This is a genomic window from Kluyvera sp. Awk 3, assembly GCF_028069715.1.
GTDB classification, from domain to species: domain Bacteria; phylum Pseudomonadota; class Gammaproteobacteria; order Enterobacterales; family Enterobacteriaceae; genus Kluyvera; species Kluyvera georgiana_A.
This window is the reverse complement of the sequence record NZ_JANEWH010000052.1, coordinates 15,431-32,351: the sequence shown is the minus strand read 5'-3', so window position 1 is coordinate 32,351 and position 16,921 is coordinate 15,431. Positions and strand designations below refer to the sequence as shown.

Here is a 16,921-nt window from a genome sequence, read left to right as displayed (position 1 = left end):
CTACTAATTATAGTGTTTACTTATGTTTAACTTTATTTTCACAGAATCACGAAGCGAAACGTTGAAATATAAAAAAGGGGCCAGCAAGTGGCCCCGTAATATAGCCCAGGTCGTCGATTAAACCTACTATTTATATGGAGAAACGATCACTTCGCCCAGAAAGCGGCTTTTGCGCGCTGCAGTTTCTCGTAGGCCTGTAACAGCGACTGATGGGCCGGGAAGGCCTCCAGAGAACCGTCAACCGGCTGTAGGCCATAGAATGCCTCTTCGCCGCTCAGCGCCGCGCTGGCGGCTTCCACCGCATCGGCGCCGTACATACGGACAAACGCGTTCAGATACTGCAGGGGCTCACGTTCTTCTTCCTGGGACAGCAGCAGCAGCGTTTGCAGGCAACGGTAGTAGTTGGCGCGCTCGGCGCTGAATACCGAGGCGTTGAACTCCATGGTCCATTCCGTCCAGATCAGCGCCTGTTCAAGGTCGCCGCCCGCCAGTGCCAGCATGGCTTTCAGTTCGCCAATACGCAGGGTGTACCAGCCGTTGTTTGGACCGGTCGCCAGACCCAGCAGTTCGCGCACGCGGGTAAAGTCGTCCAGCCCTTCATCGTCGAGCTGCTCGATCAGATTCAGGTACTCTTCTTTCTCCCACTGGCTGCCCGGCAGGGAGAGGATCGTTTCGCGCAGATGGCTACCCATATTGTTGTTTGCCAGCCACAGATCTTCAGCAGGATAAATATCGGACATGCCCGGTACGATGATGCGGCACGCGTAGACGCCAAGGTGCTCGTAGTCGGCGATGTACACTTCTTTATCTTCTTCTTTGAAGATAGCCATCAGCGTAGCGAACTCTTCTTCGGTGGTGCCGGAGAAGTTCCAGTCGGCGAACGGATAGTCGGCGTCCTGCTTGAACATATCCCAGGAGATCAAACCGCTGGAGTCAATGAAGTGGGTTTCCAGGTTGGTATGTTCAGCCACTTCTTCGTCATCGAAGGTGGGCGGGGTGAACACGTCGAGATCTTTCAGGCCACGACCCTGTAGCAGCTCGGTTACCGTACGCTCCAGCGCGACGCCAAAGTCCGGATGCGCGCCAAAGGAAGCAAAGCAGGTACCGTTTGCCGGATTGAACAGCACGACGCAAATCACCGGGTATTTGCCGCCCAGAGAGCCGTCGTAGGCGAAGATCGGGAAACCTTCCGCTTCCAGCGTTTTGATGGATTCCACCACACCCGGATAGCGTGCCAGCACTTCGGCCGGAATCTCCGGCAGGCTGATACTTTCCGCAATGATGCGGTTTTTCACGTGGCGTTCGAACACCTCCGACAGACCCTGAACGCGGGCTTCGTTACGGGTGTTGCCCGCCGACATGCCGTTGGAAACGTACAGGTTCGCGACGATGTTCATCGGGATATAAATGGTTTCACCATCGGACTGACGGGTAAACGGCAGGCCGCACACGCCGCGATCGTCGTTGCCGGACTGCAGATCGACCAGCATGCTGGCGGTCAGCTGATCGTCAGGATCGTAGAACGCACGCAGACGCGCGTCGAGCAGGCCTTCCGGCACTTCATCATCATCGGTCAGTGGGAACCATTTTTCGTTCGGGTAGTGAACGAACGGATCGTTGGCGATTTTGTCGCCCAGCCAGAAGTCGGCGAAGAAATAGTTGGTTGACAGACGTTCGAAGTACTCGCCCAGCGCGGAAGCCAGCGCCGCCTTTTTGGTCGCGCCTTTGCCGTTGGTAAAGCACAGAGAGCATGCCTTATCACGAATATGCACCGACCAGACGTTAGGAACCGGGTTCAGCCAGGAGGCTTCTTCAATATCGAAGCCCAGATCGAGCAGCTTTTGCTGGAAGCGAGCGATGGAATCTTCCAGTGCGGCATCTTTGCCGGGAATATAGGTTTGCGTCATAGCAATCTCTTTTGTCGTACGGAAAGCGCGCAATGATACGGGTTTTGCGTGACGGGTGCTATCTTCGGCGAAAATAAATGGGGCAGCTATGCTTACTGACGATAACCTACTGTTAAGGCGTCGAAAAAAAATGAAAGCATTTGATCTTCAACGGATGGCATTTGATAAAGCTCCCCCTGAATTTTTAGGTGAAGTGGCGCTAAGGTGCCTCTTTACTTTCGTATTGGTTTTCTTGTTTCTCAAAATTACCGGGCGCCGCGGCGTTCGCCAGATGTCGCTCTTTGAAGTGCTGATTATCCTGACGTTGGGGTCGGCGGCGGGAGACGTGGCGTTTTATGATGATGTCCCGCTGGTACCGGTATTGGCCGTTTTTGTCACTCTCGCGCTGTTGTATCGGCTGGCGATGTGGCTGATGTCGAAAAGCGAGAAAGTGCAGGATCTACTCGAAGGCAAAGCGATTGTCATCGTGAAAGAAGGCCAACTGGCCTGGGAGAACGTGCGGCAAGCGAATCTGACGGAGCTGGATTTTTTTATGGCGCTGCGTCTTAACAGCATTGAGCAACTTGGGCAGGTCCGCCTGGCGATTATGGAAACCGACGGCCAGATTAGCGTGTTTTTTTATCCCGACGATGAGGTAAAACCTGGCCTGTGTATCTTACCCGATAGCCTGACCCAGCGATTTAAAGCGGTGCCTGAGCCGGGAGAATACGCGTGCGTCCGTTGCAGCTATGTTGTCGGCCTACAGGCGGGGGAGCGCCAATTATGTCCGCGCTGCGCAAATCCGGCATGGACGAAGGTGAGCAGGGCGAAACGCATTGCCTGACAGCGATTTTGTCGGTTTTGTACCGGCAAGACGGCAGAATCTATTGTGTGATGAACGACGCATTTCGGCGGCAGAAAGTTTTAGACATTGCGGCGCGTGTCACTGAATGATAAAACCAATAGCCACAGGAATAACTTATGCCCACGCGTTGATGACGCGCGAGGCATGCGGTCAGACAACATTGCAATGTGGTGAGGGTTATGGCTCAGGTCTTTAATTTCAGTTCAGGTCCGGCGATGCTTCCGGCAGAAGTTCTTAAACTGGCGCAGAAAGAACTTTGCGACTGGAACGGGTTAGGTACGTCGGTAATGGAAGTTAGCCATCGTGGTAAAGAGTTTATCCACGTGGCGGAGGAAGCAGAAAAAGATTTCCGCGACCTGCTTAATATCCCTTCCAACTACAAAGTACTGTTCTGCCACGGCGGCGGACGCGGTCAGTTTGCCGGCGTTCCGCTGAACATTCTGGGTGACAAAACCACTGCCGACTACGTCGATGCGGGCTACTGGGCGGCAAGTGCGGTAAAAGAAGCCAAAAAATACTGCACCCCGAACGTTATCGACGCGAAAATTACCGTCGACGGCAAGCGTGCGGTTAAACCGATGCGTGACTGGCAGCTTTCCGATAACGCGGCCTATCTGCACTACTGCCCGAACGAAACCATTGACGGCATCGCGATTGAAGAGACGCCGAACTTTGGTAAAGACGTGATCGTTGCCGCTGACTTCTCATCGACCATTCTCTCTCGCCCGCTCGACGTCAGCCGTTACGGCGTTATTTACGCAGGCGCGCAGAAAAACATTGGCCCGGCGGGCTTAACGCTGGTCATCGTGCGCGAAGATCTGCTGGGCAAAGCGCACGTGGCTTGCCCGTCTATCCTCGACTACGCCGTGCTGAACGACAACGACTCCATGTTCAATACGCCGCCGACTTTCGCCTGGTATCTGGCGGGTCTGGTCTTCAAATGGCTGAAAGAGCAGGGCGGCGTTGCGGCCATGGACCGCATCAATCAGCAGAAGGCCGATCTTCTGTATAGCACCATTGATAGCAGCGATTTCTATCGCAACGACGTGGCCAGCGCCAACCGTTCACGCATGAACGTGCCGTTCCAGCTAGCCGACAGCGCGCTGGACAAAGTGTTCCTCGAGGAATCCTTTGCCGCCGGCCTGCATGCGCTGAAAGGCCACCGCGTCGTGGGCGGGATGCGCGCATCCATCTATAACGCTATGCCGCTGGCTGGCGTACAGGCGTTAACTGAGTTCATGCAGGACTTCGAACGTCGCCACGGTTAATTTTATTTTTTGTTCATCCCCACAGCACCAGTCTGTGGGGTTTTTACTTCTGCTTTTGAGAGTTGAGTTTCATGGAATCCCTGACGTTACAACCTATCGCGCGCGTAGATGGCACGATTAATCTGCCTGGTTCTAAAAGCGTGTCGAACCGTGCGCTGCTGCTGGCGGCGCTGGCACGTGGCACCACCGTCCTGACAAACCTGCTGGACAGCGATGATGTTCGCCACATGCTGAACGCGTTGAAAGCGCTGGGAATTCACTACACCCTGTCTGCCGATCGTACCCGCTGCGAAGTGACCGGCAACGGCGGCCCGCTGCAGGCGCCCGGCGAGCTGGAACTGTTCCTGGGTAATGCCGGCACCGCCATGCGTCCGCTGGCTGCCGCGCTGTGCCTCGGCGCAAACAATATTGTGCTGACCGGCGAACCGCGCATGAAGGAGCGTCCGATTGGTCACCTGGTCGATGCCCTACGTCAGGGCGGCGCACAGATTGAGTATCTGGAGCAGGAAAACTACCCGCCGCTGCGACTGAAGGGCGGTTTTAACGGCGGTAACGTTGAGGTTGACGGCAGCGTTTCCAGCCAGTTCCTGACCGCGCTGCTGATGACCGCACCGCTGGCGCCGCAGGACACCACCATTAGTATCAAGGGCGACCTGGTCTCCAAACCGTATATTGATATCACCTTGCACCTGATGAAAACCTTCGGTGTTGAAGTTGAAAACCAGAATTACCAGCGCTTTGTTGTGAGCGGTAATCAGCAATATGTGTCTCCTGGACAATATCTGGTAGAAGGCGACGCCTCTTCAGCTTCTTACTTCCTGGCGGCCGGGGCGATTAAAGGTGGCACCGTGAAGGTGACCGGTATCGGCCGCCACAGCGTACAGGGCGATATTCGCTTTGCTGACGTGCTGGAGAAAATGGGCGCAACCATCACCTGGGGCGATGACTACATTGCCTGCACCCACGGCGAGCTGAACGCAATTGACATGGATATGAACCATATCCCTGACGCGGCGATGACGATCGCCACCGCGGCGCTGTTTGCCAAAGGCACGACGACGCTGCGTAACATCTATAACTGGCGTGTGAAAGAGACCGACCGCCTGTTCGCGATGGCGACCGAACTGCGTAAAGTGGGCGCTGAAGTTGAAGAGGGTGAAGACTACATTCGTGTGACACCGCCCGCGACGCTAAATTTTGCGGAAATCGGCACCTATAACGATCACCGTATGGCGATGTGTTTCTCTCTGGTGGCGCTGTCGGATACGCCGGTCACTATTCTTGACCCGAAATGCACGGCGAAAACGTTCCCGGACTATTTCGAGCAGTTGGCGCGTATTAGTACCCCGGCCTAATCCTTTGTTATCGTAAAAACGCTGGCATGACGCCGGCGTTTTTTTTCGGACTTTTTTGCCCACACCGAGCAGTGTTACCCTTCTTTCTGAAATAACTAATTGATATTTAATTATAATTAATCAATGGATGATTCATATGAAGAATGCAAAGGTAATGCTGGCGCTGGCGGTTTCCGCGACGCTGCTTGTGGGTTGTAAAAATATGCAGGGTGTCGACACCAATGCGCTGGTAGGATCCGGGATGACGGCCTACAAAGCGGCGACGCTGTCGGACGGTGAGGTTAAAGCCCTTTCCAACGATGCCTGCGAGCAAATGGATGGCGACAACAAGCTGGCGAGTCAGTCCAGCAAATACACCAAGCGCTTGAATAAGATTGCCAAAGCCTTGGGTAATAACATCAACGGCACGGCGGTAAACTACAAGGTATACATGACCTCCGATGTCAACGCATGGGCGATGGCCAACGGCTGCGTTCGCGTTTACAGCGGCTTAATGGACATGATGACCGACAACGAAGTGGAAGGCGTTCTGGGGCATGAACTGGGGCACGTAGCGTTGGGTCACTCACGTAAGGCGATGCAAACTGCCTATGCGACCGTTGCGGCTCGCGATGCGATTTCCGCCACCAGCGGCACGGCGGCTCAGCTGTCGAAATCGCAGCTTGGCGATGTGGCGGAAGGGATGATCAACTCTGCGTTCTCCCGTTCGCAAGAATCAGAAGCCGATGACTTCTCTTACGACCTGATGAAGAAACGCGGCATCAGTACCCAGGGTCTGGTCGGCAGCTTCGATAAGCTGGCGACGCTTGACGCGGGTCACTCGAAATCGTTGTTTGACTCTCACCCGCCTTCAGCCGAACGCGCGCAGCATATTCGCGACCGCATCGCGGCGGACAAAAAGTAAATCACTGTCACTTTCCGGGCCGGCCTCTCGTCGGCCCGCTATACTTGTCTATTCTCCTGCTATTGATAGGGCTAATTCTGGAATTCGCAGACAAAGGTAACCGTCTGGCGCAGAGATGCGTATAATGCGCGGCGTTTACGTTATGTATGCCTTTTATTAAGGAGAGTGAGATGACGGCAATTGCCCCGGTAATTACCATTGACGGCCCAAGCGGCGCAGGTAAAGGCACGCTGTGCAAAGCGATGGCAGAAGCATTGCAATGGCATTTGCTGGACTCTGGCGCTATTTATCGCGTGCTGGCGCTTGCGGCGCTGCATCACCATGTTGATGTGAACTCGGAAGACGCATTGGTTCCGCTCGCGGCGCATCTGGACGTACGTTTTGTCTCTACTGATGGCGCGCTGGAAGTTATCCTTGAAGGGGAAGACGTTAGCGGCGAAATTCGCACTCAGGAAGTGGCTAACGCCGCTTCACAGGTGGCTGCCTTCCCGCGCGTGCGTGAAGCGCTGCTGCGTCGTCAGCGCGCTTTCCGCGAAGCGCCGGGCCTGATTGCCGACGGCCGCGACATGGGCACCGTGGTGTTCCCGGACGCCCCGGTCAAAATCTTCCTCGATGCCTCATCGGAAGAACGTGCGCAACGCCGCATGCTACAGTTGCAGGAAAAGGGCTTTAGTGTTAACTTTGAGCGCCTTTTGGCAGAGATAAAGGAGCGAGACGACCGCGATCGTAATCGTGCCGTTGCGCCGCTGGTTCCTGCCGCCGATGCTTTAGTGTTGGATTCCACCACCTTAAGCATTGAGCAAGTAATTGAAAAAGCGTTAGACTATGCGCGCCAGAAATTGGCAATCGCGTAAGACGCGACCGAATTTGCAGTACCCCCGTTGCAAAGGATTGACAGCGGGTATGTGAAACAACCCCATCCGACAAGGTGTCAGGTGGACGTTAATATTAACCTGAAGATTAAACATGACTGAATCTTTTGCTCAACTGTTTGAAGAATCCTTAAAAGAAATCGAAACCCGCCCGGGTTCCATCGTTCGTGGTGTTGTTGTTGCTATCGACAAAGACGTAGTACTGGTTGACGCCGGTCTGAAATCTGAGTCTGCCATTCCGGCTGAGCAGTTCAAAAACGCCCAGGGCGAACTGGAAATCCAGGTTGGTGACGAAGTTGACGTTGCTCTGGATGCAGTAGAAGACGGCTTCGGTGAAACCCTGCTGTCCCGTGAGAAAGCTAAACGTCACGAAGCTTGGATCACGCTGGAAAAAGCTTACGAAGAAGCTGAAACTGTAGTTGGTGTTATCAACGGCAAAGTTAAAGGTGGCTTCACTGTTGAGCTGAACGGTATTCGTGCGTTCCTGCCGGGTTCCCTGGTAGACGTTCGTCCGGTGCGCGATACTCTGCACCTGGAAGGCAAAGAGCTTGAGTTCAAAGTAATCAAGCTGGACCAGAAGCGTAACAACGTTGTTGTTTCTCGTCGTGCCGTTATCGAATCCGAAAACAGCGCAGAGCGCGATCAGCTGCTGGAAAACCTGCAGGAAGGCATGGAAGTTAAAGGTATCGTTAAGAACCTCACTGACTACGGTGCATTCGTTGATCTGGGCGGCGTTGACGGCCTGCTGCACATCACCGATATGGCCTGGAAACGCGTTAAGCATCCGAGCGAAATCGTGAACGTTGGTGACGAAATCAACGTTAAAGTGCTGAAATTCGACCGCGAGCGTACTCGTGTATCTCTGGGCCTGAAACAGCTGGGCGAAGATCCATGGGTAGCTATCGCTAAGCGTTATCCGGAAGGTACCAAACTGACCGGTCGCGTGACCAACCTGACCGACTACGGCTGCTTCGTTGAAATCGAAGAAGGCGTTGAAGGCCTGGTTCACGTTTCCGAAATGGATTGGACCAACAAAAACATCCACCCGTCCAAAGTTGTTAACGTTGGCGACGTAGTGGAAGTTATGGTTCTGGATATCGACGAAGAACGTCGTCGTATCTCCCTGGGTCTGAAGCAGTGCAAATCTAACCCATGGCAGCAGTTCGCAGAAACCCACAACAAGGGCGACCGCGTTGAAGGTAAAATCAAGTCTATCACTGACTTCGGTATCTTCATCGGCCTGGACGGCGGCATCGACGGCCTGGTTCACCTGTCTGACATCTCCTGGAACGTTGCAGGCGAAGAAGCAGTTCGTGAATACAAAAAAGGCGACGAAATCGCAGCAGTTGTTCTGCAGGTTGACGCAGAGCGTGAGCGTATCTCCCTGGGCGTTAAACAGCTCGCAGAAGATCCGTTCAACAACTGGGTTGCTCTGAACAAGAAAGGCGCAATTGTAAACGGTAAAGTGACTGCAGTTGACGCTAAAGGCGCAACCGTAGAACTGGCTGACGGCGTTGAGGGTTACCTGCGCGCTTCTGAAGCTTCCCGTGACCGCGTTGAAGATGCGACTCTGGTTCTGAGCGTTGGCGACGACGTTGAAGCTAAATTCACCGGCGTTGATCGCAAAAACCGCGCAATTAGCCTGTCTGTTCGTGCGAAAGACGAAGCTGACGAGAAAGATGCAATCGCTACTGTTAACAACAAACAGGAAGACGGCAACTTCTCCAACGCTATGGCTGAAGCATTCAAAGCAGCTAAAGGCGAGTAATCTTGCGCATTCGGGTTTAACAACCTGAATTGTGATGAGTTTACTTGACAGATTGCAGGTTTCGGCCTGTAATCTAGCACAAAGGGCGGCTACGGCCGCCCTTGTTTAATAAGCTGTTAGCTAATTTTCCTTGAAAGGAAACCGGAGGAATCATGACCAAGTCAGAATTGATTGAAAGACTTGCCAGCCAGCAATCTCATATCCCTGCCAAAGCAGTGGAAGATGCGGTAAAAGAGATGCTGGAGCATATGGCCTCAACCCTGGCCCAGGGCGAGCGCATTGAAATCCGCGGTTTCGGCAGCTTCTCTCTGCACTATCGAGCACCTCGTACCGGGCGTAACCCGAAAACTGGCGACAAAGTGGAACTGGAAGGCAAATATGTGCCGCACTTCAAGCCGGGTAAAGAACTGCGCGACCGCGCCAATATTTACGATTGAGTTTTGACCGCTAACCGGCGGTAACTTGGTTGAGAGAAAAGCACCTGCGGGTGCTTTTTTCGTTTTTAGATGCTCACTCTGGAATCACTCTCGCGTTTTTTTCGCAATGCCTGCACGCAACGAATATTCATCTGACACCACCACGCAAGTTTGAAAAACCGCTCACGACAATCTTTTTATCCTACGCGACACTCCTGATAACAAGGAGGTGTCAATGCGTTTGCCGCAGCTGGCTGGCTATGTGCTGGCTGGAATCTTACCGCTGAGTGTGCTGCCAGAACTGCCCGCGCTTTGGTGTATTAAGCTTGCCATTGTCGCGTTGATTATTCTCAGCGCGTGTGGACGGTTGGGGCGCTCCGCTTCGTTGGTGGGGCTTATGTTCTGTTGGGGCGTTCTGGCAGCGTGGCAGGTGCAGTGGCCTGCACTGACGCTGCCGGGAAAGAATCGTCAGGTTGAGTTGACGATAACGCAGACTGACGGACAAACGACACATCAGGGCATGATTACCCGGCTGGAAGGTCAGCGCCTGTTCCCCGGCACCGCGATTACCCTCTACGGTAGCTATCTGCCGCAGCCGCCGTGCGTTGGTCAGCGTTGGCGGATGACGATTCGTGCGCGCGCCGTTCACGGGCAGCTAAACGCAGGGGGCTTCGATTCCCAGCGCTACGCGTTTTCACAACACCGTGCTTTGACGGGGCGAGCGATCGCTGCGGAATTGTTGCACAATACCTGTAGCCTCCGCGCTCGCTACCTGACATCGCTGCAAACAACCCTCGCGGCCTATCCCTGGCGTGACGTCATGCTGGCGCTTGGAATGGGGGAGAGGCTCTCGGTGGCGCCGGAGATTAAATCGCTAATGCAGCAAACCGGGACTTCACACCTGATGGCGATTTCCGGGCTGCATATTGCGCTTGGCGCTTCACTGGGCTGGCTGTTGGTGCGCGCCGTGCAGTTTTTCCTTCCCGTCTGGCTGATTAACTGGTGTTTGCCGCTCCTGGTGTCACTGGCGAGTGGATTTGCTTACGCGGCGCTGACGGGAATGCAGCCGCCCGCGATGCGCACGGTGGTGGCAGCCGCCGTCTGCTGTCTGCTCCGTTTACACGCCAGGCGCTGGGCTGGCTGGGAAGTGTGGCTTTGCTGTCTGGCAACCATCCTGTTTCTCGACCCACTGGCGGTGCTGTCCGATAGTCTGTGGTTGTCGGCAGTTGCGGTTGGCGCGCTCATTTTCTGGTATCAGTGGCTACCGTTGCCCGCGTGGGCATATCCACGATGGCTTCGCCCGCTCGCGAGCCTGATCCATCTTCAGCTTGGCTTGATGCTGCTGTTAACACCGCTGCAAATCATGTTGTTTCACGGTATCAGCCTAACCTCGTTGTTGGCGAATCTGGTTGCGGTGCCGGTGGTGACATTTATGGCTGTTCCGCTGATTCTGTTGGCGATGTTCCTGCATCTGTGCGGCCCAATGACGCTGGAAACAATGGCATGGTCCGGCGCCGACCGGGTGCTGGCGCTGGTGTTTGCTTACTTGCGCCTGCTGCCAACCGGATGGTGGTACATTGGCAGCGCATGGCTGGGACTTTCCCTGCTGCCGTGGGGAGCGTTGATTCTCTGGCGCTTGCATGGCTGGTTGCGCTTTCCGGCGCTTTGGTTGTCGTTAAGCATACTGCTGGCCTTCCCACTGTGGCGTAAAACGCCTGAAAATCAGTGGCAGGTTACCATGCTTGATGTCGGGCAGGGGTTAGCGATGGTGATTTCGCGAGGAGGCAAAGCGTTGCTCTACGATACCGGGTTAGCCTGGCCGGAGGGTGACAGTGGTGAACAGCTGATTGCGCCATGGTTACGCTGGCACGGACTTACGCCTCAGGGCATTATTCTGAGCCACGATCATCTGGATCATCGCGGCGGTCTGCGTTCGCTACAGCAAACCTGGACGGAAATGTGGGTCAGAAGTCCTCTGGGCTGGGCCGGTCATCAACCCTGCGCGCGCGGGGAATCCTGGCAGTGGCAGGGGTTAACCTTTCGTGCGCTCTGGCCGCTCCCGGGGAAGGCTCAGAAGGGCAATAACGGCTCCTGTGTCGTGAGGGTTGATGATGGCAAAAACAGTATCCTGCTGACGGGAGATATTGAATTATCGGCAGAAATGGCCATGATTAGCCGTTTCTGGCAGCCATTTGCGTCTACAATTATCCAGGTCCCACATCACGGTAGCTCGACGTCCTCGGGGATGGCGCTGATTCAACGGGTGGGCGGTGCAGCCGCACTGGCTTCCGCATCCCGCTATAACTTATGGCACCTGCCTTCAGCAAAGGTCAGGACGCGCTATCTTCAACGACAGTACGCCTGGTTCGATACACCGCATCAGGGGCAAATTACACTCACTTTTAGTGCCAATGGCTGGAAGATTGAAGGCTTACGAGATCAACTTTTACCTCGTTGGTATCATCAGTGGTTTGGCGAGGCTCGCGATAACGGGTAGAATATGCGGCTATTTCAACACAAGCTGGTTTTTTGAATGCAGAACGACAAAGATCTCTCCACGTGGCAGACCTTCCGCCGACTCTGGCCAACTATTGCGCCGTTTAAAGCAGGGCTGATCGTGGCGGGCGTGGCGTTAATCCTTAACGCAGCCAGCGATACCTTTATGCTATCGCTTCTTAAACCGTTACTGGATGATGGTTTTGGTAAAACAGACCGCTCAGTGCTGCTGTGGATGCCGCTGGTCGTGATTGGCCTGATGATCCTGCGTGGGATCACAAGCTATATCTCTAGCTACTGTATTTCCTGGGTTTCCGGCAAGGTCGTGATGACCATGCGTCGTCGGCTGTTCAGCCACATGATGGGGATGCCGGTCTCCTTCTTCGATAAGCAGTCCACCGGGACGCTGCTGTCGCGCATCACCTATGACTCTGAGCAGGTGGCATCGTCCTCTTCCAGCGCGTTGATTACCGTGGTGCGTGAAGGGGCTTCCATCATCGGCCTGTTCATCATGATGTTTTACTACAGCTGGCAGCTGTCGGTGATTCTGATTGTGTTGGCGCCTATCGTGTCGATGGCGATCCGCGTGGTGTCAAAACGCTTCCGTAGCATCAGTAAAAACATGCAGAACACCATGGGGCAGGTGACCACCAGCGCGGAACAGATGCTAAAAGGGCATAAAGAAGTGCTGATGTTCGGTGGTCAGGAAGTGGAAACTAAGCGTTTTGATAAGGTCAGCAACAAGATGCGACTGCAGGGGATGAAGCTGGTATCCGCGTCGTCTATCTCTGACCCAATCATCCAGCTGATTGCCTCTCTGGCGCTGGCATTTGTCCTGTATGCCGCCAGCTTCCCAAGCGTCATGGAAACGTTGACTGCCGGTACCATTACCGTGGTCTTCTCGTCCATGATTGCGTTGATGCGTCCGCTGAAATCGTTAACTAACGTCAACGCGCAGTTCCAGCGCGGGATGGCAGCCTGTCAGACACTGTTTGCCATTCTGGATAGCGAGCAGGAAAAAGACGAAGGTAAACTGGATATCGAACGTGCCAAAGGCAGCGTTGAATTCCGTAACGTTACCTTCACCTATCCTGGCCGCGAAACCCCGGCGCTGCAAAATATCAACCTGTCGATTCCGGAAGGGAAAACGGTGGCGTTGGTGGGGCGCTCCGGTTCGGGTAAATCCACTATCGCCAGCCTGCTGACCCGCTTCTACGATATCGATGAAGGCGAAATCCTGCTCGACGGGCATGACCTGCGCGAGTACAAGCTGGCATCGCTGCGTAATCAGGTCGCACTGGTTTCGCAGAACGTGCATCTGTTTAACGACACGGTAGCCAACAACATTGCCTATGCGCGCACCGACGAGTTCAGCCGCGAGCAGGTTGAAGAGGCGGCGCGGATGGCCTACGCGATGGACTTCATCAACAAAATGGATAACGGTCTCGATACGGTAATCGGCGAAAATGGCGTTCTGCTTTCCGGCGGCCAGCGCCAGCGTATTGCCATCGCCCGCGCGCTGCTGCGTAACAGCCCAATCCTGATTCTGGATGAAGCCACCTCGGCGCTGGATACCGAATCTGAACGTGCAATTCAGGCGGCGCTGGACGAACTGCAGAAAAACCGCACCTCGCTGGTGATTGCTCACCGTCTGTCCACTATCGAGCAGGCTGACGAAATCATTGTGGTCGAAGACGGACGTATCGTTGAGCGCGGCAGCCATCGCGATCTGCTCGAACAGCGCGGCGTCTACGCACAGCTGCATAAAATGCAGTTTGGCGAATGATAGCGAAGATCTGGTCCGGCGAATCGCCGCTGTGGCGGCTGCTGCTGCCGCTCTCCTGGCTGTACGGCCTGGTGAGCGGCGTGATTCGCCTGTGTTATCAACTCGGCCTGAAGAAGTCCTGGCGTGCGCCATGCCCGGTTGTGGTTGTGGGTAACCTGACGGCGGGCGGCAATGGTAAAACGCCAGTGGTTATCTGGCTGGTGGAACAGCTTCAGCGTCAGGGAGTACGCGTTGGCGTGGTCTCTCGTGGCTACGGTGGCAAAGCGGAGCGCTATCCTCTGCTGCTGAATGCCGATACTACTACCGCGCAAGCCGGAGATGAACCAGTGCTGATTTATCAGCGCACCGGCGCGCCAGTGGCGGTTTCGCCGGTGCGGGTTGATGCGGTGAAAGCGCTGCTGGCGGCTCACGATCTGCAAATGATCGTCACCGATGACGGTTTGCAGCACTACCGGCTGGCACGCGATAAAGAGATCGTGGTGATCGACGGTGTGCGCCGCTTTGGCAATGGCTGGTGGTTACCGGCTGGCCCGATGCGTGAACGCGCTTCACGTCTGGATACGGTCGATGCGCGGATCGTCAACGGTGGCGAAGCGCTGCCTGGCGAAATTCCGATGACGTTACGTCCCGGCGACGCCGTCAATCTGCTGACCGGTGAGCGGCAGCCTGTTTCCACACTACAAAACGTGGTGGCGATGGCCGGCATTGGTCATCCGCCGCGTTTTTTTGCCACCCTGAATGATTGCGGCCTGCAACCGGTACGAACGGTGGCGCTGGCCGATCATCAGGCGCTGAGTGAAGCGGATGTGCAGGCGCTGGTCGCGCCAGGACAGATGCTGATCATGACCGAAAAAGATGCGGTGAAATGTCGCCGCTTCGCGCAGAAAAACTGGTGGTATCTGCCGGTGGACGCCGTGCTTTCCGGCGATCGCGCGCAGACGCTGCTGCAGGAATTGATTACCCTCGCACGGCGCTAACCGCGTCGGCGAAAGCAGGGGAACGGCATGGCAGAACTGCAACTCACCCTTCGCGCCGCGCGGCATCTGCATCTGGCGGCACAGGGCCTTCTTACCCGTCCACGTCGTCAGCCTCAGACGACGGATATTCTCCGTACCATTCAGCAAATGTCTTTGCTGCAAATCGACACCATTAACGTGGTGGCCCGCAGCCCGTATCTGGTGCTCTTCAGCCGTCTTGGCGCCTATCCTTCATCGTGGCTCGATGAAGCGCTCGCGCGCGGCGAGCTGATGGAGTACTGGGCGCATGAAGCGTGTTTCCTGCCGCGCAGCGATTTTGCGCTGGTGCGCCATCGTATGCTGGCGCCGCATAACATGGGCTGGAAGTATCACCAAAGCTGGATGGATGAGCACGCCGCCGAGATTGCGGCTCTGAAAGCGCATATCGCTGAGAATGGCCCGGTGCGCTCCGCCGATTTTGCACACCCGCGTAAGGGGCAGAGCGGCTGGTGGGAGTGGAAACCGCACAAGCGACACCTTGAGGGGCTGTTTACCGCAGGCGAAGTTATGGTGGTCGAGCGGCGAAACTTCCATCGCGTATACGATCTGACGGAGCGCGTCATGCCGCAGTGGGACGATCGCAGGGACGCGCTTGCGCAACCGCAGGCCGAAGCCCTGATGCTGGAAAACAGCGCTCGCAGCCTGGGCATTTTTCGTCCTCAGTGGCTGGCGGACTATTATCGATTGCGCCAGCCGGATCTCCGCGCGCTGCTGGCGCAGTGGCAGGAGCAGGAACAGGTGGTACTGGTAAACGTTGAACAGCTTGGCGAGATGTGGGTACATCACAGATTACAACCCGAGCTGATGCGGGCGGCGGAAGGTAAGCTCAATGCGACCCACAGTGCGGTGTTATCACCTTTCGATCCGGTCGTCTGGGATCGTAAACGCGCCGAACAGTTTTTCAATTTTACCTATCGGCTGGAGTGCTACACGCCCGCGCCGAAACGGCAGTACGGCTATTTTGTCCTGCCGTTGCTGCACCGTGGTGAGTTAGTTGGCCGCATGGACAGCAAAATGCACCGTAGCGACGGCGTGCTGGAAATTTTCGCACTGTATCTGGAAGAGGGCGTGCGGGTCAGCCAGCATCTGGAAAAAGGTCTGATGCAGGCCATCAACGATTTTGCCCGCTGGCAGGGGGCGACGCGCGTGACCCTCGGCGCGGTGGCGGAAAAACTCTTTCTCCATCAACGACACGGTTGGGAGATTGACGCCGACCGGTAGCGCTCTATGATATGCTGCACTGGTTTTCGATACGGCCCATCAGGAGGAACCATGGATCACCGTCTACTAGAAATTATTGCCTGCCCGGTTTGCAACGGCAAACTCTATTACAGCCAGGACAAGCAAGAACTGATTTGCAAACTTGATAATCTGGCGTTTCCCCTGCGTGACGGTATCCCCGTATTGCTGGAAAACGAAGCCCGCGTTTTAGCCGCTGAAGAGAACAGACCATGAGTTTCGTTGTGATTATTCCGGCGCGTTTCGCCTCTACGCGCCTGCCGGGTAAGCCGTTACAGGACATCAACGGTAAACCGATGATTGTGCACGTGCTGGAACGCGCACGTGAATCTGGCGCTGAGCGTATTATTGTTGCGACCGATCATGCCGAAGTCGCGAAAGCCGTTGAAGCGGCGGGCGGTGAAGTGTGCATGACCCGTGCCGATCATCAGTCGGGCACCGAACGTCTGGCGGAAGTGGTGGAAAAATGCGCCTTCAGCGATGACACCGTTATCGTTAACGTGCAGGGCGACGAGCCGATGATCCCGGCGGTCATTATCCGCCAGGTGGCGGAAAACCTGGCCGCGAGCCAATCCGGTATGGCGACCCTCGCGGTACCGATTCACGATGCGGAAGAAGCGTTTAACCCCAATGCGGTAAAAGTGGTTATGGATAAAGACGGCTACGCGCTGTATTTCTCCCGTGCGACCATTCCGTGGGATCGTGACCGCTTCGCCAAAAGCCGCGAAGAAATTGGCGACACCCTGCTGCGCCACATCGGTATCTATGGCTACCGTGCCGGCTTTATTCGCCGCTATGTAAACTGGGCGCCAAGTCCGCTGGAGCATATTGAGATGCTCGAGCAGCTGCGAGTGCTGTGGTACGGCGAAAAAATTCACGTTGCCGTCGCCAAAGAAGTGCCGGGTACGGGCGTTGATACGCCGGAAGATCTGGCCCGCGTCCGCGCCGAACTGAAGTAATCCTGCCGCCCCCTGGTTCTCAGGGGGCGTCTTCCTGCCGGGTATTTCTGACTTTCTGTTTCAATTTTGATCTTGTCTGGTGAAATTCACT

Annotated in this window: 14 protein-coding genes; 13 read left to right on the top strand and 1 reads right to left on the bottom strand. The window is 55.5% G+C overall.

Annotation, left to right across the window (positions count from 1 at the left end; genetic code table 11):
* Nucleotides 1-146: 146 nt before the first annotated feature.
* Nucleotides 147-1,907, bottom strand: coding sequence for a 30S ribosomal protein S12 methylthiotransferase accessory factor YcaO (gene ycaO / locus NNN71_RS12600; RefSeq protein WP_163448502.1), 1,761 nt, complete (start codon nucleotides 1,905-1,907; stop codon nucleotides 147-149).
* 130 nt (nucleotides 1,908-2,037) lie between these two features.
* Here ycaO and NNN71_RS12595 point away from each other — a divergent pair, with 130 nt between their 5' ends.
* The 13 genes from NNN71_RS12595 to kdsB all read left to right on the top strand — a co-directional run bounded on the left by NNN71_RS12595 (nucleotide 2,038) and on the right by kdsB (nucleotide 16,830).
* Complete coding sequence (locus tag NNN71_RS12595; protein ID WP_271458619.1) at nucleotides 2,038-2,730, top strand: DUF421 domain-containing protein; 693 nt, start codon at nucleotides 2,038-2,040, stop codon at nucleotides 2,728-2,730.
* Nucleotides 2,731-2,930: 200 nt separating this feature from the next.
* Nucleotides 2,931-4,019, top strand: a complete 1,089-nt coding sequence (serC, locus tag NNN71_RS12590; protein ID WP_271458618.1) for a 3-phosphoserine/phosphohydroxythreonine transaminase — start codon at nucleotides 2,931-2,933, stop codon at nucleotides 4,017-4,019.
* A gap of 71 nt (nucleotides 4,020-4,090) precedes the next feature.
* Nucleotides 4,091-5,374, top strand: coding sequence for a 3-phosphoshikimate 1-carboxyvinyltransferase (gene aroA / locus NNN71_RS12585; RefSeq protein WP_167576293.1), 1,284 nt, complete (start codon nucleotides 4,091-4,093; stop codon nucleotides 5,372-5,374).
* A 136-nt stretch (nucleotides 5,375-5,510) separates the two neighbouring features.
* Nucleotides 5,511-6,278, top strand: a complete 768-nt coding sequence (locus tag NNN71_RS12580) for a M48 family metallopeptidase (RefSeq protein WP_163448509.1) — start codon at nucleotides 5,511-5,513, stop codon at nucleotides 6,276-6,278.
* A gap of 170 nt (nucleotides 6,279-6,448) precedes the next feature.
* Entirely contained in the window at nucleotides 6,449-7,132 is a 684-nt protein-coding gene (gene cmk, locus NNN71_RS12575; protein ID WP_064548793.1) for a (d)CMP kinase, read from the top strand.
* A gap of 112 nt (nucleotides 7,133-7,244) precedes the next feature.
* Complete coding sequence (rpsA, locus tag NNN71_RS12570; RefSeq protein WP_064548795.1) at nucleotides 7,245-8,918, top strand: 30S ribosomal protein S1; 1,674 nt, start codon at nucleotides 7,245-7,247, stop codon at nucleotides 8,916-8,918.
* 152 nt (nucleotides 8,919-9,070) lie between these two features.
* Entirely contained in the window at nucleotides 9,071-9,355 is a 285-nt protein-coding gene (gene ihfB / locus NNN71_RS12565) for an integration host factor subunit beta (RefSeq protein ID WP_015965094.1), read from the top strand.
* A 214-nt stretch (nucleotides 9,356-9,569) separates the two neighbouring features.
* The gene (locus NNN71_RS12560; RefSeq protein ID WP_271458617.1) at nucleotides 9,570-11,831 is read left to right on the top strand and encodes a ComEC family protein; all 2,262 of its coding nucleotides are present in this window, start codon (nucleotides 9,570-9,572) and stop codon (nucleotides 11,829-11,831) included.
* Nucleotides 11,832-11,867: 36 nt separating this feature from the next.
* A complete protein-coding gene (msbA, locus tag NNN71_RS12555; RefSeq protein WP_163448511.1) occupies nucleotides 11,868-13,616 on the top strand; it encodes a lipid A ABC transporter ATP-binding protein/permease MsbA in 1,749 nt (582 codons plus the stop codon).
* The gene (lpxK, locus tag NNN71_RS12550) at nucleotides 13,613-14,593 is read left to right on the top strand and encodes a tetraacyldisaccharide 4'-kinase (protein WP_271458616.1); all 981 of its coding nucleotides are present in this window, start codon (nucleotides 13,613-13,615) and stop codon (nucleotides 14,591-14,593) included. Before msbA ends, lpxK begins: the two co-directional genes overlap by 4 nt.
* 27 nt (nucleotides 14,594-14,620) lie before the next feature.
* Nucleotides 14,621-15,853 (top strand): winged helix-turn-helix domain-containing protein, encoded by a 1,233-nt coding sequence (locus tag NNN71_RS12545; protein ID WP_271458615.1) that lies wholly within the window; start codon nucleotides 14,621-14,623, stop codon nucleotides 15,851-15,853.
* A 51-nt stretch (nucleotides 15,854-15,904) separates the two neighbouring features.
* Complete coding sequence (ycaR, locus tag NNN71_RS12540) at nucleotides 15,905-16,087, top strand: protein YcaR (protein WP_035892430.1); 183 nt, start codon at nucleotides 15,905-15,907, stop codon at nucleotides 16,085-16,087.
* Nucleotides 16,084-16,830 (top strand): 3-deoxy-manno-octulosonate cytidylyltransferase, encoded by a 747-nt coding sequence (gene kdsB, locus NNN71_RS12535; RefSeq protein WP_163448516.1) that lies wholly within the window; start codon nucleotides 16,084-16,086, stop codon nucleotides 16,828-16,830. The genes ycaR and kdsB overlap by 4 nt, the downstream gene beginning before the upstream one ends.
* The last annotated feature ends 91 nt before the right edge of the window (nucleotides 16,831-16,921 follow it).

Bases quoted from the DNA above. Each gene is read 5' to 3' on its own strand.
- ycaO (WP_163448502.1), bottom strand. From the start codon at position 1,907: ATGACGCAAACCTATATTCCCGGCAAAGATGCCGCACTGGAAGATTCC.
- NNN71_RS12595 (WP_271458619.1), top strand. From the start codon at position 2,038: ATGAAAGCATTTGATCTTCAACGGATGGCATTTGATAAAGCTCCCCCT.
- serC (WP_271458618.1), top strand. From the start codon at position 2,931: ATGGCTCAGGTCTTTAATTTCAGTTCAGGTCCGGCGATGCTTCCGGCA.
- aroA (WP_167576293.1), top strand. From the start codon at position 4,091: ATGGAATCCCTGACGTTACAACCTATCGCGCGCGTAGATGGCACGATT.
- NNN71_RS12580 (WP_163448509.1), top strand. From the start codon at position 5,511: ATGAAGAATGCAAAGGTAATGCTGGCGCTGGCGGTTTCCGCGACGCTG.
- cmk (WP_064548793.1), top strand. From the start codon at position 6,449: ATGACGGCAATTGCCCCGGTAATTACCATTGACGGCCCAAGCGGCGCA.
- rpsA (WP_064548795.1), top strand. From the start codon at position 7,245: ATGACTGAATCTTTTGCTCAACTGTTTGAAGAATCCTTAAAAGAAATC.
- ihfB (WP_015965094.1), top strand. From the start codon at position 9,071: ATGACCAAGTCAGAATTGATTGAAAGACTTGCCAGCCAGCAATCTCAT.
- NNN71_RS12560 (WP_271458617.1), top strand. From the start codon at position 9,570: ATGCGTTTGCCGCAGCTGGCTGGCTATGTGCTGGCTGGAATCTTACCG.
- msbA (WP_163448511.1), top strand. From the start codon at position 11,868: ATGCAGAACGACAAAGATCTCTCCACGTGGCAGACCTTCCGCCGACTC.
- lpxK (WP_271458616.1), top strand. From the start codon at position 13,613: ATGATAGCGAAGATCTGGTCCGGCGAATCGCCGCTGTGGCGGCTGCTG.
- NNN71_RS12545 (WP_271458615.1), top strand. From the start codon at position 14,621: ATGGCAGAACTGCAACTCACCCTTCGCGCCGCGCGGCATCTGCATCTG.
- ycaR (WP_035892430.1), top strand. From the start codon at position 15,905: ATGGATCACCGTCTACTAGAAATTATTGCCTGCCCGGTTTGCAACGGC.
- kdsB (WP_163448516.1), top strand. From the start codon at position 16,084: ATGAGTTTCGTTGTGATTATTCCGGCGCGTTTCGCCTCTACGCGCCTG.